This window comes from Pseudomonas sp. St386, assembly GCF_018325865.1.
Taxonomy (GTDB): Bacteria; Pseudomonadota; Gammaproteobacteria; order Pseudomonadales; family Pseudomonadaceae; genus Aquipseudomonas; species Aquipseudomonas brassicacearum.
Genome location: NZ_AP021900.1, coordinates 661395 through 686704, shown reverse-complemented (window position 1 = coordinate 686704; position 25310 = coordinate 661395). Strand labels below are relative to the sequence as shown.

The following is a 25310-nucleotide window of genomic DNA, read 5'->3' as shown; positions in this document are numbered from 1 at the left end:
TTGGCGATTATTTGAACAACCGCCGATCTTCATCCAGACACAAACCCAATGTGGGAGCGAGCCTGCTCGCTCCCACAGGGGTTACAACAAGATCAAGGCTTTTTGGCGGAAGCCTTGACGCTGCGCTGGCGCAGCGCTTCGAACAGGCACACACCGGTCGCGACCGAAACGTTAAGGCTGCTGACGCTACCGGCCATCGGCAGCTTGACCAGGTAATCGCAGTGCTCGCGGGTCAGGCGGCGCATGCCCTTGCCTTCGGCGCCCATGATCAGGATCGTCGGGCCCGTCAGGTCCTGGTCATAAATGCTGACCTCGGCCTCACCCGCCGTGCCAACCACCCACAAGCCGCGCTGCTGGAGTTTTTCCAGGGTACGCGCCAGGTTGGTCACCGCCACCAGTGGAATCACTTCCGCCGCGCCGCAGGCGACCTTACGCACAGCCGGCGTCAGGGTTGCCGACTTGTCTTTAGGCACGATCACCGCCAACGCACCCGCCGCATCCGCCGAACGCAGGCAGGCGCCGAGGTTATGCGGGTCGGTCACGCCGTCCAGCACCAGCAGCAGGGGCGCGCCTTCGGTGCGATCGAGCAGTTCGTCGAGCATCGCCTCGCCCCAGACCTGGCTCGGGCTTACGTCCGCAACCACACCCTGGTGAACGCCTTCGACCCACACGTCCATTTCACGACGCTCGGCCTGGCCGATGGCAACCTTGTTTTGGGTGGCCAGTTCGACCAGCGCCTGCACACGCGGCTCGCTGCGACCTTCCGCCAACCATACTTGCTTGACACGTTTAGGGTGGTGACGCAGCAGTGCTTCTACGGCGTGCACGCCGTAGATTTTTTCCAGACTCATGACTTGGCCTTAGGTTTGCGCGACCCGCCGCTTTTCGCGGGGGCCGAACCCGCTTTTGGCGGGCCTTTACGGTGTTTACTTGGCTTGCTCGACGGTTTTTCCGCCCCGTGGGACTTTCCCCCAGACGCCGCTTTACCACCGCTTTTGGCTTCGTTGAGCAACTGCTGCTTCAACTCGCGGCTCTTGCGCAGTTCGGCGTTTTTCGCCGCAGCGTCGCTGGGGCGGTAGGCCTCGGGAGCCTTGTCCTTGACAGACGAACGGCGACCGGCCCTGGCTGGCTCAGGCTCCGCGGTTTTTGCAGGAGCACCTTTACCCTTACCTTTGGTCGCAGGCGCTGCGGTCTCGTTGCCACGCTTTTTACGGCCAGTCGGTGCTTCGGCGGGCTTGTCAGACATTCCGAAGTCGATCTTGCGCTCATCGAGGTCGACGCGCATGACCTGCACTTCCACGGTGTCGCCCAGACGGAAGCTGCGACCGGTGCGCTCGCCCGCCAGGCGGTGGTGCACAGGATCGAAGTGGTAGTAATCACCCGGCAAGGCGGTGACGTGCACCAAGCCCTCGACGTAGATGTCGGTCAGCTCGACAAACAAACCAAAGCCTGTCACTGCAGTGATCACGCCTGGGAACGACTCGCCCACGCGGTCTTTCATGAACTCGCACTTGAGCCAGTTCACCACGTCGCGAGTGGCTTCGTCGGCGCGGCGCTCGCTCATGGAGCACTGCTCGCCCAACTGTTCCAGGGCCGCTTCGTCGTACGGATAGATCCGTGCCTTCGGAATGGTCATGGCACCGGCGCGCTTGACGTGCGGGGTGTTCTGCTTGGAATGGATCACGCTGCGGATCGCGCGGTGCGTGAGCAGGTCCGGGTAACGGCGGATCGGCGAGGTGAAGTGGGTGTACGCTTCGTAATTCAGGCCAAAGTGGCCCTGATTGTCGGCGCTGTAAACCGCCTGGCTCAGGGAGCGCAGCATCACGGTCTGGATCACATGGTAATCCGGACGGTCCTTGATGCTGGCCAGCAGTGCCTGGTAGTCCTTCGGCGTCGGGCCGTCCTTGCCTTTGTGCAGGGACAGGCCGAGCTCGCCGAGGAAGGCGCGCAGCTTTTCCAGACGCTCCGGCGGCGGGCCGTCGTGCACGCGGTACAACGCAGGAATCTCGTGCTTCTTGAGGAATTCCGCGGTGGCTACGTTGGCCGCCAGCATGCACTCTTCGATCAGCTTGTGCGCATCGTTACGGGTCGTCGGGGTGATTGCGGCGATCTTGCGCTCGGAACCGAAGACAATCCGGGTTTCCTGGGTCTCGAAATCGATTGCGCCACGCACGTGACGGGCACCCAGCAATACCTTGTACAGCGAGTACAGCTGCTTGAGATGCGGCACCACGCCAGCGTATTCGGTACGCAGGGTCTTGGCTTCACTGGTCTTCGGCGTTTCCAGGATGGTGCTGACCTTGTTGTAGGTCAGGCGCGCCTGGGAGTGGATCACCGCTTCGTAGAACTGGTAGTCGGTCATTTCGCCGGTCTTGGAGATGGTCATCTCGCACACCATGGCCAAACGGTCGACTTTCGGATTCAGCGAGCACAGCCCGTTGGACAGCTGCTCAGGCAGCATCGGGATCACGCGCTCAGGGAAATACACGGAGTTGCCGCGCACCTGGGCTTCGTTATCCAGGGCCGAACCGATCTTCACGTAGCTGGACACGTCGGCAATCGCGACGAACAACTTCCAGCCGCCGGAGAACAGGCGCAGCTTGCCAGGCTTGGCTTCGCAGTAGACCGCATCGTCGAAGTCGCGGGCATCTTCGCCGTCGATGGTGACGAACGGCAGATGGCGCAGGTCGATGCGTTTTTCTTTATCTTTCTCTTCAACTTCCGGCTTGAGCTTGGCGGCTTCCTTGAGCACAGCCTCGGGCCAGACGTGAGGGATGTCGTAGGTGCGCAGCGCGACGTCGATCTCCATGCCCGGCGCCATGTAGTTGCCGACCACTTCAACGATATCGCCCTGTGGCTGGAAGCGCGCAGTTGGCCAGTGGGTGATTTTCACCTCGACGAACTGACCCACCTTGGCGGCGCCATTACGGCCCGGGGTAATCAGCACTTCCTGCTGGACCTTCGGGTTATCCGGCACAACAAAACCGATACCGCCTTCTTCGAAGTAACGGCCGACGATGGACTCGTGGGCACGGGACACCACTTCGACGATCACGCCTTCACGGCGACCACGACGGTCCAGGCCGGAAACACGGGCCAGGGCCCGGTCACCGTCGAACACCAGGCGCATTTGCGCCGGGCTCATGAACAGGTCGTCGCTGCCGTCGTCCGGGATCAGGAAACCGAAGCCGTCACGGTGACCGGCGATGCGGCCCAGGATCAGGTCGAGCTTGTCCACCGGCGCATAGGTGCCGCGCCGGGTGTAGATCAGTTGAGCGTCGCGCTCCATGGCGCGCAGACGGCGGCGCAGGGCTTCGAGTTGGTCCTCGGTGGTCAGACCGAACTCTTCGACCAACTGCTCGCGGCTAGCAGGCGACCCCCGATCGGCGAGATGCGCCAGGATCAGTTCGCGGCTAGGAATAGGGTTTTCATATTTTTCCGCTTCACGAGCGGCCTCGGGATCGAGGGACTGCCAATCGGCCATTAGAGAGTTTTCACCTTGTCTATATGCGGGTTAGTTTGGCATAGGCTTAATGAAACGGGAAATTTCAAGCATCCGATCGCTTTTCTAAAGTCATTTGGCCCGCCTTGGAAGCCCGGAAAAGCACCGCTCGTGAAATTTAGCGGTTTTTTTCTCAGGAGGGGTTTACAGTTAAAAAGACGCTCCGTATAGTGCGCGCCATCGACGACGTACACACGATGTCGATATTGCCCAGATGGTGAAATTGGTAGACACGCCAGCTTCAGGTGCTGGTGACCGCAAGGTCGTGGAAGTTCGAGTCTTCTTCTGGGCACCAATTTCGAGCAACAGGTCAATGGCCTGCATGCTCAACAAAAACCCGCGAAAGCGGGTTTTTGCATTTTTGCCCCCTGCAATTGCGTTTGGCAATTACTAAAACAAAAACAGGGGTTTACAGATCAAAATGCGCTCCGTATAGTGCGCGACATCAACAGCGGCAACGCTGAAGATGCTGCCCAGATGGTGAAATTGGTAGACACGCCAGCTTCAGGTGCTGGTGACCGCAAGGTCGTGGAAGTTCGAGTCTTCTTCTGGGCACCAATTCAAGCTTCAAGGTTACGGCCTTGAACCTCACAAAAACCCGCGAAAGCGGGTTTTTGCGTTTCTGGCCTCTGGGAATATATCTGAGCCGCTGACATCGCTATCGCGAGCAAGCTCGCTCCCACAAGGGATTCATGCCGGACACAAAATCTGTATCCACTAAAAATCACCTGTGGGAGCGAGCTTGCTCGCGATGAGGCCAGCCTAGCAGCCTGATCAAGCCCGGAACTGCCCCAGGCTTGCCTTCAACTGCGCCGCCAGGTTGTCGAGCACCTTGCCGCTGGCGGTGGTCTCGACCACGGCCTGGGCCGCCTTCTCGGCCTGGGCATGAATGGTTTCCACCCGCCCGCGCACCGCTTGCGCACCCTGGGCCTGATGAGCCGCTGCCTGAGTCGCCAGGCCGATGGCCGCATGCACCTGCTCCACGGATGCCTGCACCGACTGCTGCAACCGCGCGCTGTCTCGCAGCACCAACAAGCCTTCGCTGGCCTGGCGCCCGGCCTGGCCGATAGCGGCCACCGCTTCGCGAGCCCCCTGCTGCAAGGCCACGATATGCGCCTGGATATCGCCCGTTGAGCTTTGGGTCTTGCTCGCCAGGGCCCGCACCTCATCCGCCACCACGGCAAACCCGCGCCCGGTCTCCCCGGCCCGCGCCGCCTCGATGGCCGCGTTCAAGGCCAACAAGTTAGTCTGCTCGGCGATGCCGTGAATCACCGTCAGCACCACTTCGATCTGTTCGCTCTGCTGCGCCAGCCGCTCGATCACTTTCGCCCCGGTGTCTACCTGCCCGGCCAACGCCTCGATCAAGCTACTGACCTTGGCCGAAGTGCGAGTGTTTTCATCGGTGGCCTGGCGGATCTCCACCACCTGCTGCAAAGCCGCCTGCATCGCCTGGCTTTCCGATTGAGCCTCATCCGCCATTTGCGACAGCGCACGCAGGCTCTCGGCCACCTCATCACGCTGCATCCCGGCCGCCGCATCGGCACCGGAGTTGCGCAAGGTCATCGCACCGATTTCCACACCGGTACGCTGGGCCACATCGCCCGCCTCGCGCACGATGGGTTGCAACTTATCCACAAAGCGGTTGACCGCTGAGGCCATGTCGCCGATTTCGTCCTTGCTGTTGATTTGCACACGCTTGGTCAGGTCACCCTCGCCCGCCGCCAAGTCGTTCATGGCCGCGATCAGCAACTTCAAGCGATTGACCACCCGACGCCCCAGCACCACGGCCAGCAGCACCAGCACGCCGAAGCCCACCAGCGCCAGGCCCAGGCCGATGCGCCAGCGCAAGGTGCCTGCGGCTTCCTGCACAGTGCTAGAGGTATTGGTCTGCATCTGTGTGGCGGTGGCCTGGGCCGACTCCAGACGACCGCGCATGGCGGTGGCGCTGTCGGCCGCCGCCCCCTTGAGGCTGTCACCGACCAACTGGTCGCTGCTGGCGATCAAGGCCAAGAAGCGTTGGTCCAGCGCCTTCAGGTCAGCTTCAACGGAAGCCGTGGAAACGCCCATCAATACTTTGCCAATCTCTACGCCGTTGGGGCTGATCGAGGCTTCGAGGTAATACACCGAGGGGTCGCTCTTCGCCGCATCCAGCACTTTATCCAACGCTCGCTCGCCCTTGCCTTTCTCCAGCAGCGCCTTGTTGATCGGGTTTTCCCGGTTCAGGTAACGAGTCAGGTGCTCACCACTGGCGTCGTCATAAATAACGAACAACACATTAGGGTTGCGCTGGGCCCGGCGGGCGAATTCGGAAAGGGTCGGTATGTCGCTGTCCCACATGGCGCGTGGCGCGACCGAGGCCAGGAGTTGCGCCATATCATTGGCGGAATCCTTGAGCGATTTCTCGAGTGTCGTGCGCAACTGCGCCTGCTCGTCCTTCAGCCGCGTCGACAAACCGGCGGTGAGGCGCTGACGAGTGCTGGCAGACAAACTGTCCAGGCTTGAGGTGACCTCGCGTCCGGCCTGCTCCAGTTCGCCAGACAATTTCTGACTATCCACCCCCAGCCGGACCCCTAGCTCGGCCTCCAGCGCGGTGACCGTGCTTCGGGTCAGCGCGACGGCCACGAGCACTTGCACCAAAAGGGCGATACCCAGGGTAACGAACACAGGCCGCAATAGACGGCTTTGTAACAGTGAGAGAACGGCCGACACAGGGGAATCCCTCTACTAAACGCCATTAAATTGATGGCACTTCAAAGAAGTACTTATTGTTAACGATGCATAGCAAAGGTCGTGCCGTTCGACAGGCAGATACGACAAAGGCCCCAAACGAGGGGCCTTTGTTTTTTACATCAACGACTTATCAGGCAAACGGGTGACGCAGAACGATGGTTTCGTTGCGGTCCGGCCCCGTCGAAATAATGTCGATCGGCGCACCGACCAACTCTTCGACGCGCTTGATGTAGTTGCGGGCCGCCAATGGCAGCTCTTCCAGGGTCTTGGCGCCCACGGTCGATTCGGTCCAGCCCGGCATCTGCTCGTACACCGGCTCCAGGCCGATGTAGCTGTCGGCGTCGGTCGGTGCGTCGATGACGGCGCCGTCCTGGTTCTTGTAGCCCACGCAGATGTTGATGGTTTCCAGGCCGTCCAGCACGTCCAGCTTGGTCAGGCACAGGCCCGAGATGCTGTTGACGTCGATGGCGCGACGCAGGATGACGGCATCGAACCAGCCACAACGACGGGCACGGCCGGTGGTAGCACCGAACTCATGGCCACGCTTGGCCAGGAAGGCGCCGACGTCGTCGAACAGCTCAGTCGGGAACGGACCCGAACCCACGCGAGTGGTGTAGGCCTTGGTGATACCCAGGATGTAGTCCAGGTACATCGGACCGAAACCCGAACCGGTGGCGATGCCGCCGGCGGTGGTGTTGGAGCTGGTGACGTACGGGTAGGTACCGTGGTCGATGTCCAGCAACGAACCCTGGGCACCTTCGAACATGATGTCCTTGCCTGCGCGACGCAGCTCGTGCAGCTCGGCAGTGACGTCGAGCATCATCGGCTTGAGCAGCTCGGCGTACTCCATGCACTCGTCCAGGGTTTTCTGGAAGTCGATGGCTGGTTCTTTGTAGTAATTGACCAGGACAAAGTTGTGGTAGTCCAGCAACTCGCCCAGCTTGGCGGCGAAACGCTCACGGTGGAACAGGTCACCGATGCGCAGGCCACGACGGGCTACTTTATCTTCGTAGGCCGGGCCGATGCCGCGACCGGTGGTGCCGATCTTCAGCTCGCCACGGGCCTTTTCACGGGCCTGGTCCAGCGCGACGTGATAGGACAGGATCAGCGGGCAGGACGGGCTGATACGCAGGCGCTCGCGCACCGGTACGCCTTTTTCTTCCAGCTTGATGATTTCCCGCAGCAAGGCGTCGGGAGCAACCACCACACCGTTGCCGATCAGGCACTGGACGCCTTCGCGCAGTACGCCCGACGGAATCAGGTGCAGAACGGTTTTTTCACCGTCGATCACCAAGGTGTGACCTGCGTTGTGGCCACCCTGGTAGCGCACTACGGCGGCAGCATGTTCGGTCAGCAGATCAACGATCTTGCCTTTGCCCTCATCACCCCACTGGGTGCCCAGGACTACGACATTCTTACCCATAACACTTGTCCTCATTCGCGCAAACTTGGTGCCGGCCGCGGCCGGCAGGAAAACTCAAGAAGCCAGCGGCAATACTTGCCAAAGCCCGTTCTGCTGAATCAATTGCCGGTCGCAGTCCGCTTCACGGGCGGCGGCCAAAGGTTGCCCAGGCAAGGCCTGGACGACACGCTGACCCTCACTGCGCAACTGGCAGACTGCTTGCCAGAGTGCCGCATCCGTACTGTCAGGCATCCAGATACCGCCAGACGGTAGCTCGACTTCAGCACGCCCCAGGGTCACCAGGGTTTTCAAATCGGTAGAGAAACCGGTCGCCGGACGGGCACGACCAAAGTCGGCACCGATGTCGTCATAACGGCCGCCCTGGGCGATGGACTGGCCCACGCCCGGGACGAACACGGCGAACACGACACCCGTGTGGTAGTGATAACCGCGCAACTCACCCAGGTCGAAATACAACGGCAACTCGGGGAAACGCACCGACAGACGCTCGGCAATCGCCAGCAAGTCGTCCAGCGCCGCCAACACGGGCGCCGGCGCATGGGCCAGGCGTTCACGGGCAGCGGCCAATACTTCACGTCCGCCACACAGGCCCACCAGCGCCCGCAGCATGTCCGACAGATCGGCCGGCAGGCCCTCGGTCAGGCTGATGACTTCGTCGATGGCCTTGCGCTGCAGGGCATCGAACAGCTGTTGCTCCACTTCGCCGGACAAACCGGCCGCACGGGCCAGGCCGCGATAGATGCCGACATGCCCCAGGTCCATGTGGACATCCGGCACGTCAGCCAGTTGCAGCATGGCCAACATCAGGCTGATGACTTCTACGTCGCTGCTCGGGCTGGCGTCGCCATACAACTCGGCGCCCAACTGGATCGGGCTGCGCGAAGACGACAAGGCACGCGGCTGGGCATGCAGCACACTGCCGGCGTAGCACAGGCGGCTCGGACCTTCACGGCGCAGGGTGTGGGCGTCGATGCGCGCCACTTGCGGCGTGATGTCGGCACGAAAGCCCATCTGCCGGCCCGACTGCGGGTCGATAACCTTGAAGGTGCGCAGGTCCAGGTCCTGGCCCGCGCCGGTGAGCAGGGATTCCAGGTACTCGATATGCGGGGTGACGACAAACTCGTAACCCCAACTCTGGAACAGATCCAACACCTGCCGACGCGCTACTTCGATACGCGCAGCTTCCGGTGGCAGTACTTCTTCGATGCCATCTGGCAGCAGCCAGCGGTCTACCGTTGCCATTACGCCATTCCCCTATGGTCCGGGCGGCCAGCTTTCGGGCTGGCCTTGAGTGAAGCAGAAAATGCCTGCGCCAGGCGCGCATCATGGGCAAAAAACGCGCAAGAGCGACGTGACGAATGGCCCGCAATCGGCCTCGCCCAGCACTTCCCTCGAAAAACCTGTCGAGTCGTTCAACCCGACGCCTGCACCTGTGAACCGCAATCGAACGTGCAGACGCAAAAAAGCCGGGAATTTCCCGGCTGCCGCATCATACACACGTTTTCCCAAAGGATCACCCCGCCCGACGCTTTAGCCGCCGGGCGGAGTGCCTCAGGTCAACGTCGCATCAAGGCTTGGCCTTTTCCAGGTAGCGGAAGAAGTCACTGCTTGGGTCCAGGACCATGACGTCGGATTTGTTCGCAAAGCTTTCGCGGTAGGCACGCAGGCTACGATAGAACCCGTAGAACTCCTGATCCTGGCCATAAGCCTTGGAGTAGATCGCAGCGGCCTGGGCATCACCATCACCACGGACCTCTTCCGATTCACGATAGGCTTCGGCCAGCAGCACACGGCGCTGACGATCGGCGTCGGCGCGGATGCCTTCGGCCAGCTCGTTACCCTTGGCGCGGTGCTCGCGGGCTTCACGCTCACGCTCGGTGCTCATCCGCTCGAACACGCTGCGGTTCACTTCCTTCGGCAGGTCGATGGCCTTGACCCGGACATCGACCACTTCGATACCCAGCTCTTTTTCCGCCATCGTGTTCAGCGAACGGGTGATGTCGGCCATGAGCGCATCACGCTCACCGGACACCACTTCATGCAGCGTGCGCTTACCGAACTGGTCACGCAGGCCCGACTCCAGACGACGGGACAGGCGCTCGTCGGCGATCTGCTTCAGGCCCGAGGTCGCGGTGTAGAAGCGCTCGGCATCCTTCACGCGCCACTTGGCATAGGCATCCACCATCACGGCTTTCTTTTCCAGCGTCAGGAAGCGTTGCGTCGGCGCATCCAGCGTCATCAGGCGGCCGTCGAACTTGCGCACCTTGTTGACGTACGGCACCTTCACATGCAGCCCCGGCTGGACATCAGCCTGGACCACGCGACCGAATTGCAGCAACACCGCACGCTCGGTCTGAGCCACGATGTAGAAGCAGTTCCAGGCAGCGATCGCCACGACGACACCGACAATAAGGGCGATCAGCGATTTATTGCTCATCAGCGACTCTCCCTGGTACGTGCTTGCTGTTGCTGCAGGTCCGCCGCCGCACGAGCGTTGGCTTCATTGCTGGCGGCCGCCGAACTGGTCGCCGGCGCGCTGGTGTTGCGCCCGCTCTCGACCATCTTGTCCAGCGGCAGGTACAGCAGATTGCTCTGGCCGTTCTTGTTGCCGGTCACGAGGACCTTGCTGGTGTTGCTGAAGACTTCCTGCATGGTGTCCAGGTACAGACGCTCGCGGGTGACTTCTGGAGCCTTGCGATATTCGGCCACCAGCTTGGTGAAGCGATCAGCCTCACCCTTGGCACGGGAGACCACTTCGTCACGGTAACCGTTGGCATCCTCGATGATGCGCTGGGCCTGACCACGGGCTTCCGGCACGACGCCGTTGGCATAGGTTTCGGCCTGGTTGCGCGAACGCTGCTCGTCTTCACGGGCACGGATCACGTCGTCGAAGGCTTCCTGGACCTCACGCGGGGCTGCCGCGCTCTGGACGTTGACCTGGGTAACGGTGATACCGGTGCGATAGGTATCGAGGAACCGCTGCAGGCGCTCCTTGATTTCGCTGGCCATCAGTTCACGACCTTCGGTCAGCACCTGGTCCATGGCGGTGGAACCCACCACATGGCGCAAAGCACTTTCGGTCGCGTGCTGCAGGCTGGTTTCCGGCTGGTCGACGTTCAGCACGAAGTCCTGCAGGTTGGTGATCTTGTATTGCACGGTCAGCGGCACTTCGACGATGTTCTCGTCTTCGGTCAGCATCTGGCCCTGCTTGGTGTACGCCCGCTCACGCGTGACGTTTTCCAGGTACTTCTGGTCGATCGGCGGGAAATAGATATTCAGGCCAGGCCCAACCGTCTCGTAGTACTTGCCGAAACGCAGCACCACGGCCTGCTCCTGCTCGTCCACGACATAGACCGCGCTGTACAGCCAGACAGCCGCCAGCACGACCAGACCGATGCCGAGCAGGCCGAAACCGCCGCCCTTGCCCGGACGACCGCCACCCTCGTCACCGCGTTTTTTACCACCACCGAACAAACCGTTCAGGCTTTCCTGCAGCTTTCGGAAGGCCTCGTCGAGATCCGGCGGCCCCTTGCGGTCGCCGTTGTTACGACGCTTGCCACCCCAAGGATCCTGATTATTCGAGTTGCCACCCGGCTCATTCCAAGCCATAGCGCTCTCCATCTGATAAAGCAAAGACGCACCCACGGCGCGCCGACCAATGCTACAGAATGCCTGACACAGCTTTCTCAGGCTTTTATTGCAAAGTGTGTTGCTCGATGAATTCCATCGGTTGCAGCCCTTCGCGGCTGACCAGCCGATTGAGCTCCGCCCGAGGCAGGCGAACAGCCAGCAGGCAGACGCCTTCGTCGTCGTGTTCTTCTTTTTGCACGGCCCCCAGCTCAAAGAACTGAGCTCGCAGCCGGGCGAAACGTTGCGGCAACTTCAGGGTGCCAACAAACAGATCGTTGCCCAACAGCTCGGCCACCGCCTGCTTGAGCAGGTCCAGGCCGGTGCCATCGCGGGCCGACAGCCAGACCCGTTGCGGCTTGCCGTCGGCATCGCGCTGGATCTGCGGCTCCACGCCTTCGAGCAAATCGAGTTTGTTGTATACCTCGAGGATCGGCAAGTCCTGAGCCCCGATCTCGCCCAGCACCACCATCACCTGCTCGATCTGCAGCATCCGGTCCGGTTCGGCGGCATCGATCACGTGCAGCAGCAGGTCGGAGTTGCTCGACTCTTCGAGCGTAGCCCGGAAAGCCTCGACCAGCTTGTGCGGCAGGTGACGGATGAAGCCCACGGTGTCGGCCAGCACGATCGGCCCCAGGTCGTCCAGGTCGAGCCGGCGCAGGGTCGGGTCGAGCGTGGCGAACAATTGGTCGGCGGCGTAGACGTCGGATTGGGTGACATTATTGAACAGGGTCGATTTGCCGGCGTTGGTATAACCCACCAGTGAAACCGTCGGGATATCCGCGCGCTTGCGGCCGCGTCGCGACTGCTCGCGCTGGCTACGGACCTTTTCCAGCCGCCCCTTGATCTGGCGCAGGCGCACCCGCAACAGGCGTCGGTCGGTTTCCAGCTGGGTTTCACCCGGGCCGCGCAGGCCGATACCGCCCTTCTGCCGCTCAAGGTGAGTCCAGCCGCGAACCAGCCGCGTACTCATGTGCTCAAGCTGGGCCAGTTCGACCTGGAGCTTGCCTTCATGGGTGCGGGCGCGTTGGGCGAAAATATCGAGAATCAGCCCCGTACGGTCGATCACGCGACACTCGAAGACACGTTCGAGGTTACGTTCCTGACTGGGCGTGAGGATGTGATTGAAAATCACCAGATCGACCTGTTCGGCCTTGACCAGGTCGCGCAACTCCTCGACCTTGCCACTGCCGATCAGGAACTTGGCGGTTGGCCGATGACGCGGCACGTTGAAAAACGCGACGGTCTCGGCGCCGGCCGAAAGTGCCAATTCCTGAAACTCCTGCGGATCTTCGCGCGCCTCAGGGTCCTGTCCATCCAAGTGAACGAGAATGGCCCGTTCACCACCACCGTGGCGCTCAAAGAACAAAGGAGGCTCCTATCAGGCGTTACCCGGTTCAGCGTCACCGCCTTCGGATTCGGTTGCGCTAGGCAGACGAATTGGACGAACTGGCACGACTGTCGAGATCGCGTGTTTGTAGACCATTTGGCTGACGGTGTTTTTCAGAAGGATGACGAACTGGTCGAAAGACTCGATCGTGCCTTGCAGTTTGATCCCGTTGACCAGATAGATGGACACCCCAACTTTCTCTTTACGTAAAGTGTTCAAGTAAGGGTCTTGTAGCGAATGCCCTTTTGACATGTGCCGCACTCCTTTAAGGATCAATAATAAAAATCGGAATCAGATGGCTTGGGCCGTCACACCCCCAAGGATAGACGGCAATTGCAAGGACTCAGCTCAATATGGAGATGGTCCCAAGGTATTTCAAGGCGCGTGGCAGATTGTCGCAATCGAGACTGTCGAGCCAATGCAAGTCAGTCCAGCTGCGCAGCCAGGTGAACTGGCGTTTCGCCAATTGGCGCGTGGCAATGATCCCACGCTCCTGCATCTCGGCTGACGTCAGCTTGCCGTCCAGGTAATCCCAGACTTGTCGATAACCTACCGCACGTATAGACGGCAACCCGGCATGCAGGTCACTTCGCTCACGCAGGGCTACGACCTCGTCTATGAACCCCTGTTCCAACATTAATGTGAATCTTTGTTCAATTCGCCGATGCAGCACTTGCCGGTTCGCCGGAGCGATGGCCAGATTCGCGACAGTATAGGGCAATTGTTGCAGTCCCGAAGCGGCTGCTTCAGTACTTTGCGCAGATTGTCGCTGGCGCAGGGCCGTCATGCTCTGGCCGCTGACCCGATAAACCTCCAGGGCCCGACTGAGCCGCTGTGGGTCATTGGGGTGGATACGCGCCGCCGATTCCGGGTCGATGATCGCCAATTGCTCGTGCAGGGCTTGCCAGCCAAGGCGCGCGGCCTCTTCTTCAATCTGCGCACGCACCTCGGGATCGGCTGCCGGCATGTCCGCCAACCCGTCGACCAAGGCCTTGTAATACAGCATCGTGCCACCCACCAGCAGCGGAATCCTGCCCCGCGCGGTGATCTCGGCCATGACCTGGAGTGCGTCACGGCGGAAATCGGCCGCCGAATAAGCCTCGGCCGGGTCGAGGATGTCGATCAAGCGATGGGGAAATTCGGCCAGCAGTTCTTTCGACGGCTTGGCGGTGCCGATGTCCATGCCCCGGTAGACCAGGGCCGAATCGACACTGATCAACTCGCAGGGCAGGACCTTGGTCAATTCGATGGCCAGGTCGGTCTTGCCGGCGGCGGTCGGTCCCATCAGGAAAATCGCGGGTGGCAACTGGCTCATCAACGACCGCGCAGGAACAGTTTGTCCAGGTCGTCCAGGCCCAGTTGGGTCCAGGTCGGCCGGCCATGGTTGCATTGACCACTGCGCTCGGTGTTTTCCATGTCCCGTAGCAGGCCGTTCATTTCCGGCAGGGCCAGGCGCCGGTTGGCGCGGATCGCGCCGTGGCAGGCCATGGTGCCGAGCAGTTCGTTCAGGTGCGCCTGGATCCGGTCGCTGGTGCCGTATTCCATCAAGTCCGCCAGCACGTCGCTGACCAGGCGATTGGCCTCGGCCTGCTTCAACAAGGCCGGGATCTGACGGATCGCCAGGGTTTCCGGGCCCAGGCGCTGCAATTCGAAGCCCAGGCGCTGGAACCAGGCCACATGTTCTTCGGCGCAATCGGCTTCGCGCTGGCTGACCGCCAGGGACTCGGGCACCAATAGCGGCTGGCCACTCAAGCCTTCGCTGGCCATGGCGATTTTCAGCCGCTCGTACATGATCCGCTCATGGGCGGCGTGCATGTCCACCAGGACCAGGCCCTGGGCATTTTCCGAGAGGATATAAATGCCTTTGAGTTGCGCCAGGGCATAGCCCAGCGGCGGGATATCGCCCTGGCCGTCGGGCATCGCCGCAGCTCCGGCTTCCGGCAAGGGTTTGAAGAACTCGCGATAGGCCGCCTGGGCCTCGGCTGCCGGTACGTTGGATTGCGGGCGCGGCGTGTATTGATACTGATAGCCGCTGCCGGCACCGCTCCCGGCCGTGTTGTAGCTCGGCTGAGGCTGCGGCTGCTCCAGCAGTGCATTGGCCGCCAGGCGCATTTCGCCTTGAGGCCCGAACTCGCCAGCTTCCAACCCCGTTGGCCGGACCATGCCGCCCACCGCCGCCGGCGCCGCCAGTTGATCTTCCGGGCGCACATCGCCCAAGGCGCGGTGCAAGGTGCCGTAGAGAAAATCGTGGACCATGCGCCCGTCACGGAAACGCACCTCATGCTTGGTCGGGTGCACGTTGACGTCGACCACGGCCGGATCGACTTCGAAAAACAGCACGAAGGTCGGATGCCGGCCATTGAACAGCACATCGCGATACGCCTGGCGCACCGCGTGGGCCACCAGCTTGTCGCGTACCGCCCGACCGTTCACGTAGAAATACTGCAAGTCCGCCTGGCTGCGCGAGAAGGTCGGCAAGCCGACCCAACCCCACAGGTGCAGGCCATTGCGCTCCACCTCGATGGGCAATGCCTGCTCCAGGAAACCTGCGCCGCACACCGCGCCGACACGGCGGGCGCGGGCCGCATCATCGTGGGCCTCGTGCAGGCTGAGGATGGTCTTGCCGTTGTGGCGCAAATGGAACGCTACGTCAAAACGCGCCAGGGCCAGGCGCTTGATGACTTCTTGCAGATGATCGAATTCAGTCTTCTCGGCCTTGAGGAATTTGCGTCGGGCCGGGGTGTTGAAGAACAGGTCGCGCACTTCCACCGAGGTGCCGACCGGATGAGCCGCAGGCTGCACGCGGGAGGCCATGTCCCGGCCCTCGGTCTCGACCTGCCAGGCCTGCTCGGCGTCGCGGGTGCGGGAGGTGAGGGTCAGGCGCGACACCGAACTGATGGATGCCAGCGCCTCGCCCCGAAACCCCAGGCTCATGACCCGCTCGAGGTCTTCCAGGTCGCGGATCTTGCTGGTGGCGTGACGCGCCAGGGCCAGCGGCAGGTCGTCGGAAGAAATACCGCCACCGTCATCGCGGACCCGCAGCAGCTTGACGCCGCCCTGCTCGACATCCACGTCGATGCGCTTGGCTCCGGAGTCGAGGCTGTTTTCCAGCAGTTCCTTGATGACCGACGCCGGGCGCTCGACCACTTCACCGGCGGCGATCTGGTTCGCCAGCCGGGGGCTGAGCAGTTCGATGCGAGCGTTGCTGCCGATCACTTCATCACTCATTGCTGGACCGCCACGTCATTGCCGGGAATGGTCAGGGTCTGGCCGATCTTGAGCTCGTCGCTCTTGAGGTTGTTGGCGCTGCGCAAGGTCGCGGGCGACACCTGGTAACGCACGGCGATCATCGCCAGGGTTTCGCCGGGGCTGACCCTATGGTCCCGCGGGCCCTGGGCGATCTTGCCGGAGTCGCGCAGCCAGGCAATGTAAGTGCCTGGCGGTGGGTTCTGCTGGAAGAACTGCCGCACGCCGCTGCTGATGGAACGGGCCAGCGCCTGCTGGTGGTTGGAAGACGACAGCTTGGACGCTTCGTTGGCGTTGGAGATGAAGCCGGTTTCCACCAGGATCGACGGGATATCCGGCGACTTGAGCACCATGAACCCGGCCTGCTCGACGCGCTGCTTGTGCAGCGGCGTGACGCGACCGATGTTGCTCAGGACTTTCTGGCCGACGTTCAGGCTGGAGGTCAACGAGGCTGTCATCGACAAATCGAGCAATACACCGGCGAGCATCCGGTCCTTGTCGTCGAGACTGACGTTGCCGGCACCGCCGATCAGGTCGGAACGGTTTTCGCTGTCGGCCAGCCAACGGGCGGTCTCGGACGTGGCACCGCGGTCGGACAGGGCAAACACCGAGGCCCCGAACGCCGCCGCCGAAGGTGCGGCGTCGGCGTGAATGGAGACGAACAGATCGGCGCCTTTCTTGCGAGCGATTTCGGTACGTCCGCGCAAGGGGATGAAGTAGTCGCCAGTACGGGTCAGTTCGGCGCGGAAGCCTTTCATGCCGTTGACCTGGCGCTGCAATTCGCGGGCGATGGACAGCACCACGTCTTTTTCCCGCTGCCCGCGCGAGCCCGAGGCGCCCGGGTCTTCGCCGCCGTGACCGGCGTCGATCACCACGATGATGTCGCGCTTGCCGGCCGGCGCCGGTGGCAGCTTGAGCGCAGGTTCGGTCGGGGTCACCGGCACTGCCGGTACCGTGGCGACATTGGTCGGCGGCGGCGGAGGTGGCGCCGCATCGGCCGGGTTGTCGAACAGGTCCACCACCAGCCGGTTGCCGTATTGGGCATTGGGGGCCAGGGTGAAGCTTTTCGGGGTCACGGCTTTTTTCAGGTCGATGACCACCCGCAGGTCGGTCGGCGTACGCTGGGCCGAGCGCATCGCGGTAATCGGCGTGTTGGCGGTCGCCACGTTCAATGGCGCGCCCAGGGACGCACCGTTGATGTCGATCACCAGGCGATCCGGGGCGGTCAGGGTGAATACGCTGTGCTGCACCGGGCCCGTCAGGTCGAACACCAGCCGTGTGTTGTCCGGCGCCCGCCAGAGGCGAACGCTGTTGACCTTTGTCTCGGCCACAGCATCGACGGCCAGTGCCGTAAGCAACAGTCCTACGACAGCAACCACCGCGCGAAAGCGCATACCAAACCCCATCATCAATTAGTTTTCCAATGCCAAAGCGGCACACCACGACTCGCCACGCGAGCCTTGCGGCGTCAGTTTCAGCGAACGCCCGCCGTTCTGCGCGCCAATGGTAATGGTCAGGTCGGGCTTTGGCAAAAAGCCTGCACCCTTCTGGGGCCATTCGATCAGGCACAAGGCGTCATCTTCGAAATAATCGCGGATACCGAGGAATTCCAGCTCTTCAGGATCCACCAGTCGATACAGGTCGAAATGGAAGGCGCGAATGTCGCCGATCTCGTAGGGCTCGACCAGGGTGAACGTAGGGCTCTTGACGGAGCCGACGTGCCCGAGGCCGCGAATGATGCCACGGGACAGGGTGGTTTTTCCCGCGCCGAGGTCGCCTTCGAGAAAAATCAGGCCGTGGCCGGCGGTGATCTGCGCGATGCGGGCGCCAAATTGTGTCATGGCTTGTTCGTCCGCCACGTACAGGGTTACTTCAGACACGGTGAATGCTCCTCCAACAACTGACGAATGGCCGGAATCAGATCGGTGGCCGCCACACCCCGCCCCGAGCGACCGGCCTGGGCACCTGCGTTGGCATGCAGCCAGACCGCCAGGCACGCGGCCTCGAACCCCTCCATGCCCTGGGCCAGCAAGGCGCCGACCACGCCAGCCAGCACATCCCCCAGGCCTGCCGTGGCCATGGCCGGATGGCCCTGGCTGCAAACCGCCAGGCGACCGTCCGGGCTGGCAATCAGGCTGCCGGCGCCCTTGAGGATCACCGTGGCGGTGTATTTCTGGCTCAATGCATGGGCCGCCGCCGGACGGTCGGCCTGCACCTGGGCTGTGGATAACTCCAACAATCGCGCCGCCTCGCCCGGGTGCGGGGTGATGACACACTGTTCAGGCAAGCGAACCTCGCCGCTGCTCAACACGTTCAGCGCATCGGCATCCCATACTTGCGGCAGCGGCGCATTGGCCGCCGCCGACAACAGGCTGCGCCCCCACGCGGCTTGGCCCAGGCCCGGCCCGACCACCAGCACGCTGGCCTGCTGGAGCAAGCCCATCAATTGGTTCGCCGAATGGGTGCCTTGCACCATCACTTCCGGCAAACGCGTCAGCGCGGCGGATACATGCTCGCAGCGGGTCGCCATCGAAACCATCCCCGCACCGCAGCGCAGGGCGCTTTCGGCGCTCATCTGGATCGCGCCGCCAAAGCCCCGGTCGCCACCGATCAACAGCACGTGACCGAACTTGCCTTTGTGGGACGTGGCGGCACGAGGCGTCAGACGTGGCAGATTATGGGGTGAGAGCAATCGGGCACTGGCCGGTGCCGTGTCAACAATATCTGGATCGGCGTGCAGGTCGTTGAACACCAGTTCACCGACCCGGTCCGCCGCTTCGCCGGTAAACAGACCAAGCTTCAAGCCAATAAAGGTCACGGTGAGGTCGGCCACCACCGCCGTGCCCAGTACCCGACCGGTATCGGCGCACAACCCCGAGGGGATATCCACCGCTGCGACCGGCAGACCGCTGACATTGATCGTATCGATAGCCCGCACATAAGGCTCGCGCACATCACCACTCAAGCCCGTACCGAGCAGCGCATCCAGCAACACACCGCGCAATTCAGCCTCATCCGACCACGGTTCCATCGGCACGCCCAGCGCCACCGCCTCGGCGTGGGCATTGGCGGCGTCACCCTGCAAGCGCCGGGGTTCGCCCACCGTCAGCACCCGCACCGACCAGCCGGCGCGCCGGGCCAGGGTCGCGACCAGGTAGCCATCGCCAGCGTTGTTGCCATGCCCGGCCAGCACCGTCAGCTCCTGGGCGTCAGGCCAGCGCCGGACGATCGCTCGCCAGGTGGCGCGGGCGGCGCGCTGCATCAATTCGAAACCGGTGGTGCCGGCCGCGATCAGTTGTGCGTCGAGGGCCCGGACCTGCGCGGCGCTGTACAGCGCGTCGGGAAAATCATCTTTAGTGTGCGGCATGCGTCTTCGGGCTCCGATGTCTGGCAGAATTATACGCATCTCAGCTCTGGTTTCTCTCGCCTCATGCCTGCCATTCCCACAGACCTCCCCGCCCTCGCCCAATCCATCAAGGAGTGGGGCCGCGAGCTGGGCTTCCAGCAGGTCGGCATCAGCGGCCTGGACCTTGCCGAGCATGAGCAACACCTGCAACGCTGGCTCGATGCCGGCTACCACGGCGAAATGGACTACATGGGCGCCCATGGCAGCAAACGCTCGCATCCCGAGGAACTGGTGCCGGGTACGCTACGGGTGGTTTCCCTGCGCATGGACTACCTGTCGGGCGACACGCACATGGCGCAGATGCTCGGCCAACCGGAGAAAGCCTACGTCTCGCGTTATGCATTGGGCCGCGATTACCACAAATTGATCCGTAAACGTGTACAGCAACTGGCAGAAAAAATTCAGGCGGTGATCGGTCCCTTTGGTTATCGCGCCTTCGTCGACAGCGCGCCGGTCCTGGAAAAAGCCATCGCCGAACAGGCCGGCCTGGGCTGGATCGGTAAAAATACCCTGGTGTTGAACCGCAAGGCCGGCAGCTATTTCTTCCTGAGCGAGCTGTTTGTCGACCTGCCGCTACCGGTGGATCCACCCCATGCCAGCGAACATTGCGGAAAATGCACCGCGTGCCTGGACATCTGTCCTACGAATGCCTTCGTCGGGCCCTACGTACTCGATGCCCGCCGCTGCATTTCCTACCTGACCATCGAGCTGAAAAGCGCCATCCCCGAAGAACTGCGGCCGTTGATCGGCAACCGGGTGTTCGGCTGCGATGACTGCCAGATCGTCTGCCCATGGAACCGCTTCGCCCGGCCGTCCGGGGAAAGCGACTTCAAGCCACGGCACAACCTGGACAATGCCGGGCTGGCCGAGCTGTTCATGTGGGACGAAACGACGTTCCTGAGCAGCACCGAAGGCTCGCCGCTGCGCCGCGCCGGTTACGAGCGCTGGCTGCGCAACCTGGCAGTGGGCCTGGGTAATGCGCCGTCAACGATTCCCGTGCTGCAAGCGCTGGAGGCGCGGCGCGACTACCCGTCGGAGCTGGTGCGCGAGCACGTGGAGTGGGCGTTGCGGCAACATGCCGAGCGTCAAGCCTCGTCGTTGTAGACGAACTTCGGCATTTCCCAGTGAAAACGGATCGCCAGGAGCCGCAGCAGGAAACCGCCGAACAAAGTGATGAGGATCGCCTGTTCGCTTGGCAGTTGCAGGAAGACGCACAGCAGATAACACCACGCAGCGGCAAACGAAACGCTGGCGTAGAGCTCCCGACGGAAGATCAACGGAATATCGTTGCAGAAGATGTCCCGCAGAATGCCGCCGAACACCCCAGTGATCACTCCGCTGACCGACGCCACCAGCATGCCATGGCCCATTTCCAGGGCCGTCATGCAGCCGATCAGGGTGAACGCCACCAGCCCCGCGGCGTCGAGCACCAGGAACAATGAACGCAGATGGCGCATCCAGCGCGCCAGGAACACCGTCAACATCGCTGCGGCAGTGGTCAGCACCAGGTATTCGGGGTGCTTGACCCACGTGAGCGGGTAATGCCCGAGCAGCACGTCACGCACCGAACCGCCACCCAGCGCCGTGACACAGGCGATCAGCACCACGCCGAACCAGTCCATACCCCGACGCCCGGCAGACAAGGCGCCAGTCATGGCTTCAGCGGTGATGGCGATCAGATAAAGCATCAGCAACATGATGGCGGTCCTTACGAGAAGGCGCGCAGTCTAGCCATTTCGGGCAGGCACCAAAAGAGGGCAGCCATCGACCAAGCCAAACAAGGAATCTGTGGTCAGGATATCCGTGGGAGCAAAGCTTGCCCGCGATGAAGGCTATGCGGTCTTCCAGGGACCCAGTCGCCTGTTTCGCGAGCAAGCTTTGCTCCCACAAATCCCCGCGCCACAAGAGCGCCGTGCGCTTCAATCAGAACTTGATGAAGTGCTTACGGTAATGCTGCAACTCGGCAATGGACTCGCGGATGTCGTCCAGGGCCAGGTGGCTGCCGCCCTTCTGGAAACTGTCGCGTACTTGCGGCGCCCAGCGGGCGGCCAGTTCCTTGAGGGTGGAGACGTCCAGGTTGCGGTAGTGGAAGTAGCTTTCCAGGGATTTCATGTGGGTGTACAGGAAGCGACGATCCTGGCAGATGCTGTTGCCGCAGATCGGCGACTTGCCCTTGGGCACCCACTGCTCCAGGAAGGCGATGGTCTGGGCTTCGGCCTCGGCCATGCTGATCTTGCTCTCGCGCACCCGCTGGGTCAGGCCCGAGCCGCCGTGCTGGCGAGTGTTCCACTCGTCCATGCCGGCCAGGATCTCGTCGCTGTGATGGATCGCAATGACCGGGCCTTCGGCCAAGGTGTTGAGGTCGCTGTCGGTGACGATGGTGGCCATTTCGATGATGACGTCGGTGTCCGGGTTCAGACCGGTCATTTCCAGGTCGATCCAGATCAGGTTCTGCGGGTTTTGCATAGGGAAGCTCCTCGGCGTAGCCACGCAGTTTAGCCTAGGCCGCCCCTTGGGCGTGCTAAACTCGCGACCGTTTTACCCTATTCGCTGCATTTCTTCATACGGAACACCCATGGCCAAACGCCAACTCAATCGTCGTCAAAACTGGCGCATCGAAAAGATCCAGGGCGAGCGCGCCGCCCGCGCCGCCAAACGCGAATCCAGTGCTGTCGAAGCCCTGGAGGGTGGCGACCTGGGCCCTGAACAGACTGGCCTGGTGATCGCCCACTTCGGCGTGCAGGTCGAGGTCGAAGCTCGGGAAGGCGAGCTGGCCGGCCAAGTGTTCCGCTGCCACTTGCGCGCCAACCTGCCGGCGCTGGTGACGGGCGATCAGGTCGTCTGGCGTGCCGGCAACCAGGGCATCGGCGTGATCGTCGCGCAATTGCCGCGCCACACCGAACTGTGCCGTCCGGACAGCCGGGGCCAGCTCAAGCCCGTGGCCGCCAACGTCGACATGATCGTCATCGTGTTCGCCCCGCTGCCCGAACCCCACGCCAACCTGATCGACCGTTATCTGGTGGCCGCCGAACACGCCGGCATCCGTCCGCTGCTGCTGCTCAACAAATTCGACCTGATCGACGAGCACAACGCCCCGGCGCTGAACGCCCTGCTGTCGGTCTATCGGGATCTGGGTTACCCGGTACTGGAAGTCTCGGCCCACCACGGCAACGGCATGGAGCAATTGCAACAGCAACTGGACGGGCACATCAGTGTGTTCGTCGGCCAGTCCGGCGTCGGCAAGTCATCGCTGGTCAACAGCCTGCTGCCGGACGTCGAGACGCGCGTCGGGCCGTTGTCCGAACTGTCCGGCCAGGGCACCCACACCACCACCACCGCGCGGCTGTTCCACTTCCCCGGCGGCGGTGAATTGATCGACTCACCGGGCATCCGCGAGTTCGGCCTGGGCCACGTCAGCCGGGCCGATGTGGAAGCCGGGTTCATCGAGTTCAATGAGCTGATCGGCACCTGCCGCTTCCGCGACTGCAAGCACGACCGCGAGCCCGGGTGTGCCCTGCTCAAGGCGCTGGAAGAAGGTCGCGTGCATCAGCAGCGGATGAACAGCTACCGCTCGATCATCGCCAGCTTGCCGGAAAGCAGTTACTGACCCGGATGTGAGCCGGACACAATTGTGGCGAGGGGATTTATCCCCGCTGGGGCGCGAAGCGCCCCCCTTTGTATTCCATCTCGAGTATCAGATGAAAAGAGGGGCTGCTGCGCAACCCAGCGGGGATAAATCCCCTCGCCACAGGTTTGCTATCGCCAGTCAGATCACTGTGCCGGCGGCTCGGCCGGCTTGGGCGCCGCGTCGAACAGGTTCAGGCGTTCGCGCAGCTCATGGGCCGGCACGGGTTGCTGATCCGCTGGCAAGGCGTTCGGATCAACCGCAGCCCCAGGCGTGGCCGGCACTTCACCCGGCGCGCCCTGGCCCTGGGCCGGATCCGGTGCAGGGTCGTCGGTTTGCGAACCTTCGATGGCTTGCTGGGCCTTCTTGGTCAACACCACGATATCGATACGCCGGTTGACCGGGTTGAACGGGTCCTTGCGGTCGAACAACGCCGAGGATGCGTAACCCACCACCCGCGCCACCTGCTCGTCCGGATAACTGCCAGCCACCAGGGCGCGACGTGCCGCGTTGGCACGGTTGGCGGACAGCTCCCAGTTGCCGAAATCACCTTTGCCGACGTAGGGCTTGGCATCGGTATGACCGCTGATGCTGATCTTGTTCGGCACCGCCTTGATGGTGTCGGCCATGGCCAGCAGGATGTCTTCAAAATAAGGTTTCAGGCGCGCACTACCCGAGTCGAACATCGGCCGGTTCTCGGCGTCCATGATCTGGATGCGCAAGCCGTTCGGCGTGATCTCGAACAGGATCTGGTCCTTGAATTTCTGCAGTTGCGGGTTCTCTTCGACCTTGTTCTGCAATTCCTGCAGCAACAATTCCAGGCGTTCGCGCTCGATCTGCTCGGCCATGCCTTCGACCTGCTCGGTGTCCGTCGTCACCTTGTCGGGCTGGGGCTGGGATTTGACTTCGGGGTTGAGGGTCGTATCCGGTGCCAGGGTCGGTGATCCGCCCAGGTCGATGATGTACGGCGTGCCGCTTTCAGTAAAACCGACCGGGTCCTTGAAGTAACCGGCGATGGCGATCTTCTGTTCCGGGGTTGCCGTGGACAGCAGCCACAGCACCAGGAAGAACGCCATCATCGCCGTCGCGAAGTCGGCGAAGGCGATTTTCCAGGCGCCCCCGTGATGCCCCGCGGCGATGCGCTTGACGCGCTTGATTATAATCGGCTGGTTATTTTCCATGACCTAGGTGCTCTGCTTCACAAATACTGTTCCATTTTGACGGTGCCTGTTGCTGCCATACGGCGTTGCCGCTCCTCGCCATAGCGGGCTATGACTCGTCGCGGCGCCTTGTCTGGCAGCAACAGCCACTCGCCAAAAAAGGAACGTATTTGCAAAGCAAAGCACTAACGACCGCGAACCGCTTGTTCCAGCTCGGCGAAGCTTGGACGGTGCGCCGGGTACAGGACCTTGCGACCGAACTCCACCGCCAGCGATGGCGGCATGCCGGAGGCCGAGGCCACCAGGGAAGCCTTGATGGCTTCGTAGACGTTGAGTTCTTCCTTGGCGTCGTGGGCCAGGGAGTGGGCCAGCGGGCCGAAGAAACCGTATGCGGCCAAAATACCGAAGAAGGTACCCACCAGTGCCGCACCAACGTGCAAGCCGATGGACTTCTGGTCGCCGTCGCCCAGGGACGCCATGGTCACCACGATACCCAATACCGCCGCGACGATACCGAAGCCAGGCATGGCGTCGGCGATACCGGTGACCGCGTGGGATGGATGCTCCAGGTCTTCCTTGAGGCTGTACAACTCCATGTCGAAGAGGCCTTCGAGTTCATGGGGCGCCATGTTACCGGACGACATGATGCGCAGGTAATCACAGATGAACGCCGTCATGCGAGCGTCCTTGAGTACCGCAGGGTACTTGGCGAAAATCGGGCTGGCGGCAGCGTCTTCGATATCGCCTTCGATCGCCATCATGCCTTCACGGCGGCTTTTGTTGAGGATCTCGTAGATCAGGCCCAGCACTTCGAGGTAGAAGGTGTGGCTGAAACGCGAACTGAACATGCCCAGGGATTTCTTGAGCACGTGCATCGTCATGTAGCCGGGGTTGGCCTGCAGGAACGCACCGAGGGCCGCGCCACCGATGATCATCACCTCGAAAGGTTGGATCAGGGCGGCAATCTTGCCATGGGAAAGCACGTATCCGCCGAGCACGCTCGCGAACACGACGATGATGCCGATAATTTTAGCCATAGATAGAAAGTACTTATTTAAGTCGGGTTCAAGGTCATATTCGGAAGCTGAAAAATCTCTTCTTCTACTTATCGGCAAAACTGCGCCAGACTATAGGCTGTTCTGGCGAAAAGCCAATTTGCCCCGTTCCGGGCGTAGAGAATTCATACGATGATCACGTCCAG

The 25310-nt window shown here is 62.1% G+C and carries 20 protein-coding genes and 2 tRNA genes; 4 read left to right on the top strand and 18 right to left on the bottom strand.

Annotated features, from left to right (window positions below; all coding sequences use genetic code 11):
• Positions 1–92: 92 nt before the first annotated feature.
• Together rlmB and rnr are read right to left on the bottom strand one after the other, a co-directional pair.
• A complete protein-coding gene (gene rlmB / locus KI235_RS02945) occupies positions 93–851 on the bottom strand; it encodes a 23S rRNA (guanosine(2251)-2'-O)-methyltransferase RlmB (protein ID WP_003197246.1) in 759 nt (252 codons plus the stop codon).
• On the bottom strand, positions 848–3484 hold the full coding sequence (gene rnr / locus KI235_RS02940) for a ribonuclease R (protein ID WP_003197244.1): 2637 nt from the start codon (positions 3482–3484) through the stop codon (positions 848–850). The genes rlmB and rnr overlap by 4 nt, the downstream gene beginning before the upstream one ends.
• A 226-nt stretch (positions 3485–3710) precedes the next feature.
• Here rnr and KI235_RS02935 point away from each other — a divergent pair.
• Positions 3711–3797: transfer RNA gene (locus KI235_RS02935), tRNA-Leu, on the top strand.
• A gap of 176 nt (positions 3798–3973) precedes the next feature.
• Positions 3974–4060: transfer RNA gene (locus KI235_RS02930), tRNA-Leu, on the top strand.
• A gap of 216 nt (positions 4061–4276) precedes the next feature.
• Here KI235_RS02930 and KI235_RS02925 read toward each other — a convergent pair.
• From KI235_RS02925 to KI235_RS02870, 12 genes are all read right to left on the bottom strand, one after another.
• Positions 4277–6211: a methyl-accepting chemotaxis protein gene (locus tag KI235_RS02925; protein ID WP_003197242.1), complete on the bottom strand. Its 1935-nt coding sequence runs from the start codon at positions 6209–6211 to the stop codon at positions 4277–4279.
• Positions 6212–6362: 151 nt separating this feature from the next.
• Positions 6363–7655 (bottom strand): adenylosuccinate synthase, encoded by a 1293-nt coding sequence (locus KI235_RS02920; RefSeq protein ID WP_003197240.1) that lies wholly within the window; start codon positions 7653–7655, stop codon positions 6363–6365.
• Between the two features lie 54 nt (positions 7656–7709).
• Complete coding sequence (locus KI235_RS02915; RefSeq protein WP_003197238.1) at positions 7710–8897, bottom strand: ATP phosphoribosyltransferase regulatory subunit; 1188 nt, start codon at positions 8895–8897, stop codon at positions 7710–7712.
• Between the two features lie 325 nt (positions 8898–9222).
• Complete coding sequence (gene hflC / locus KI235_RS02910) at positions 9223–10092, bottom strand: protease modulator HflC (protein WP_003197230.1); 870 nt, start codon at positions 10090–10092, stop codon at positions 9223–9225.
• Positions 10092–11264 (bottom strand): FtsH protease activity modulator HflK, encoded by a 1173-nt coding sequence (gene hflK / locus KI235_RS02905; protein WP_003197228.1) that lies wholly within the window; start codon positions 11262–11264, stop codon positions 10092–10094. Before hflK ends, hflC begins: the two co-directional genes overlap by 1 nt.
• 85 nt (positions 11265–11349) lie before the next feature.
• Positions 11350–12651, bottom strand: a complete 1302-nt coding sequence (hflX, locus tag KI235_RS02900) for a ribosome rescue GTPase HflX (protein WP_003197227.1) — start codon at positions 12649–12651, stop codon at positions 11350–11352.
• A gap of 12 nt (positions 12652–12663) precedes the next feature.
• Positions 12664–12924: an RNA chaperone Hfq gene (gene hfq, locus KI235_RS02895; protein WP_003186419.1), complete on the bottom strand. Its 261-nt coding sequence runs from the start codon at positions 12922–12924 to the stop codon at positions 12664–12666.
• A 91-nt stretch (positions 12925–13015) separates the two neighbouring features.
• Positions 13016–13987, bottom strand: a complete 972-nt coding sequence (gene miaA, locus KI235_RS02890; protein ID WP_212795482.1) for a tRNA (adenosine(37)-N6)-dimethylallyltransferase MiaA — start codon at positions 13985–13987, stop codon at positions 13016–13018.
• Positions 13987–15900 (bottom strand): DNA mismatch repair endonuclease MutL, encoded by a 1914-nt coding sequence (gene mutL / locus KI235_RS02885; RefSeq protein ID WP_003197223.1) that lies wholly within the window; start codon positions 15898–15900, stop codon positions 13987–13989. Before mutL ends, miaA begins: the two co-directional genes overlap by 1 nt.
• Positions 15897–17327 (bottom strand): N-acetylmuramoyl-L-alanine amidase, encoded by a 1431-nt coding sequence (locus tag KI235_RS02880; protein ID WP_013692130.1) that lies wholly within the window; start codon positions 17325–17327, stop codon positions 15897–15899. The genes mutL and KI235_RS02880 overlap by 4 nt, the downstream gene beginning before the upstream one ends.
• Positions 17328–17330: 3 nt before the next feature.
• Entirely contained in the window at positions 17331–17798 is a 468-nt protein-coding gene (gene tsaE / locus KI235_RS02875) for a tRNA (adenosine(37)-N6)-threonylcarbamoyltransferase complex ATPase subunit type 1 TsaE (protein ID WP_003197219.1), read from the bottom strand.
• Complete coding sequence (locus KI235_RS02870) at positions 17786–19285, bottom strand: bifunctional ADP-dependent NAD(P)H-hydrate dehydratase/NAD(P)H-hydrate epimerase (protein ID WP_043041917.1); 1500 nt, start codon at positions 19283–19285, stop codon at positions 17786–17788. The genes tsaE and KI235_RS02870 overlap by 13 nt, the downstream gene beginning before the upstream one ends.
• A 63-nt stretch (positions 19286–19348) precedes the next feature.
• On the opposite strand from KI235_RS02870, the gene queG reads away from it, so the two are divergent.
• The gene (queG, locus tag KI235_RS02865; RefSeq protein ID WP_003197215.1) at positions 19349–20428 is read left to right on the top strand and encodes a tRNA epoxyqueuosine(34) reductase QueG; all 1080 of its coding nucleotides are present in this window, start codon (positions 19349–19351) and stop codon (positions 20426–20428) included.
• Here the strand turns inward: queG and KI235_RS02860 are convergent.
• Positions 20410–21024, bottom strand: a complete 615-nt coding sequence (locus KI235_RS02860) for a trimeric intracellular cation channel family protein (RefSeq protein WP_172681391.1) — start codon at positions 21022–21024, stop codon at positions 20410–20412. The genes queG and KI235_RS02860 overlap by 19 nt on opposite strands.
• Before the next feature lie 223 nt (positions 21025–21247).
• Positions 21248–21790: an oligoribonuclease gene (gene orn, locus KI235_RS02855; protein WP_003197208.1), complete on the bottom strand. Its 543-nt coding sequence runs from the start codon at positions 21788–21790 to the stop codon at positions 21248–21250.
• A 109-nt stretch (positions 21791–21899) separates the two neighbouring features.
• Here orn and rsgA point away from each other — a divergent pair, with 109 nt between their 5' ends.
• Positions 21900–22931: a small ribosomal subunit biogenesis GTPase RsgA gene (gene rsgA, locus KI235_RS02850; RefSeq protein WP_003197201.1), complete on the top strand. Its 1032-nt coding sequence runs from the start codon at positions 21900–21902 to the stop codon at positions 22929–22931.
• A 164-nt stretch (positions 22932–23095) separates the two neighbouring features.
• On the opposite strand, the gene motB is transcribed toward rsgA, so the two are convergent.
• Positions 23096–24130 (bottom strand): flagellar motor protein MotB, encoded by a 1035-nt coding sequence (gene motB / locus KI235_RS02845; RefSeq protein WP_027911966.1) that lies wholly within the window; start codon positions 24128–24130, stop codon positions 23096–23098.
• 164 nt (positions 24131–24294) lie between these two features.
• The gene (gene motA, locus KI235_RS02840; RefSeq protein WP_003197198.1) at positions 24295–25146 is read right to left on the bottom strand and encodes a flagellar motor stator protein MotA; all 852 of its coding nucleotides are present in this window, start codon (positions 25144–25146) and stop codon (positions 24295–24297) included.
• Between the last annotated feature and the right edge of the window lie 164 nt (positions 25147–25310).

Excerpts from the sequence above, each read along its gene's own strand:
- mutL (WP_003197223.1), bottom strand. The coding sequence starts at position 15,900 with ATGAGTGATGAAGTGATCGGCAGCAACGCTCGCATCGAACTGCTCAGC.
- KI235_RS02920 (WP_003197240.1), bottom strand. The coding sequence starts at position 7,655 with ATGGGTAAGAATGTCGTAGTCCTGGGCACCCAGTGGGGTGATGAGGGC.
- hflC (WP_003197230.1), bottom strand. The coding sequence starts at position 10,092 with ATGAGCAATAAATCGCTGATCGCCCTTATTGTCGGTGTCGTCGTGGCG.
- orn (WP_003197208.1), bottom strand. The coding sequence starts at position 21,790 with ATGCAAAACCCGCAGAACCTGATCTGGATCGACCTGGAAATGACCGGT.
- motA (WP_003197198.1), bottom strand. The coding sequence starts at position 25,146 with ATGGCTAAAATTATCGGCATCATCGTCGTGTTCGCGAGCGTGCTCGGC.
- KI235_RS02915 (WP_003197238.1), bottom strand. The coding sequence starts at position 8,897 with ATGGCAACGGTAGACCGCTGGCTGCTGCCAGATGGCATCGAAGAAGTA.
- motB (WP_027911966.1), bottom strand. The coding sequence starts at position 24,130 with ATGGAAAATAACCAGCCGATTATAATCAAGCGCGTCAAGCGCATCGCC.
- rnr (WP_003197244.1), bottom strand. The coding sequence starts at position 3,484 with ATGGCCGATTGGCAGTCCCTCGATCCCGAGGCCGCTCGTGAAGCGGAA.
- miaA (WP_212795482.1), bottom strand. The coding sequence starts at position 13,987 with ATGAGCCAGTTGCCACCCGCGATTTTCCTGATGGGACCGACCGCCGCC.
- KI235_RS02880 (WP_013692130.1), bottom strand. The coding sequence starts at position 17,327 with ATGATGGGGTTTGGTATGCGCTTTCGCGCGGTGGTTGCTGTCGTAGGA.
- hfq (WP_003186419.1), bottom strand. The coding sequence starts at position 12,924 with ATGTCAAAAGGGCATTCGCTACAAGACCCTTACTTGAACACTTTACGT.
- hflK (WP_003197228.1), bottom strand. The coding sequence starts at position 11,264 with ATGGCTTGGAATGAGCCGGGTGGCAACTCGAATAATCAGGATCCTTGG.
- rsgA (WP_003197201.1), top strand. The coding sequence starts at position 21,900 with ATGGCCAAACGCCAACTCAATCGTCGTCAAAACTGGCGCATCGAAAAG.
- rlmB (WP_003197246.1), bottom strand. The coding sequence starts at position 851 with ATGAGTCTGGAAAAAATCTACGGCGTGCACGCCGTAGAAGCACTGCTG.
- queG (WP_003197215.1), top strand. The coding sequence starts at position 19,349 with ATGCCTGCCATTCCCACAGACCTCCCCGCCCTCGCCCAATCCATCAAG.
- KI235_RS02870 (WP_043041917.1), bottom strand. The coding sequence starts at position 19,285 with ATGCCGCACACTAAAGATGATTTTCCCGACGCGCTGTACAGCGCCGCG.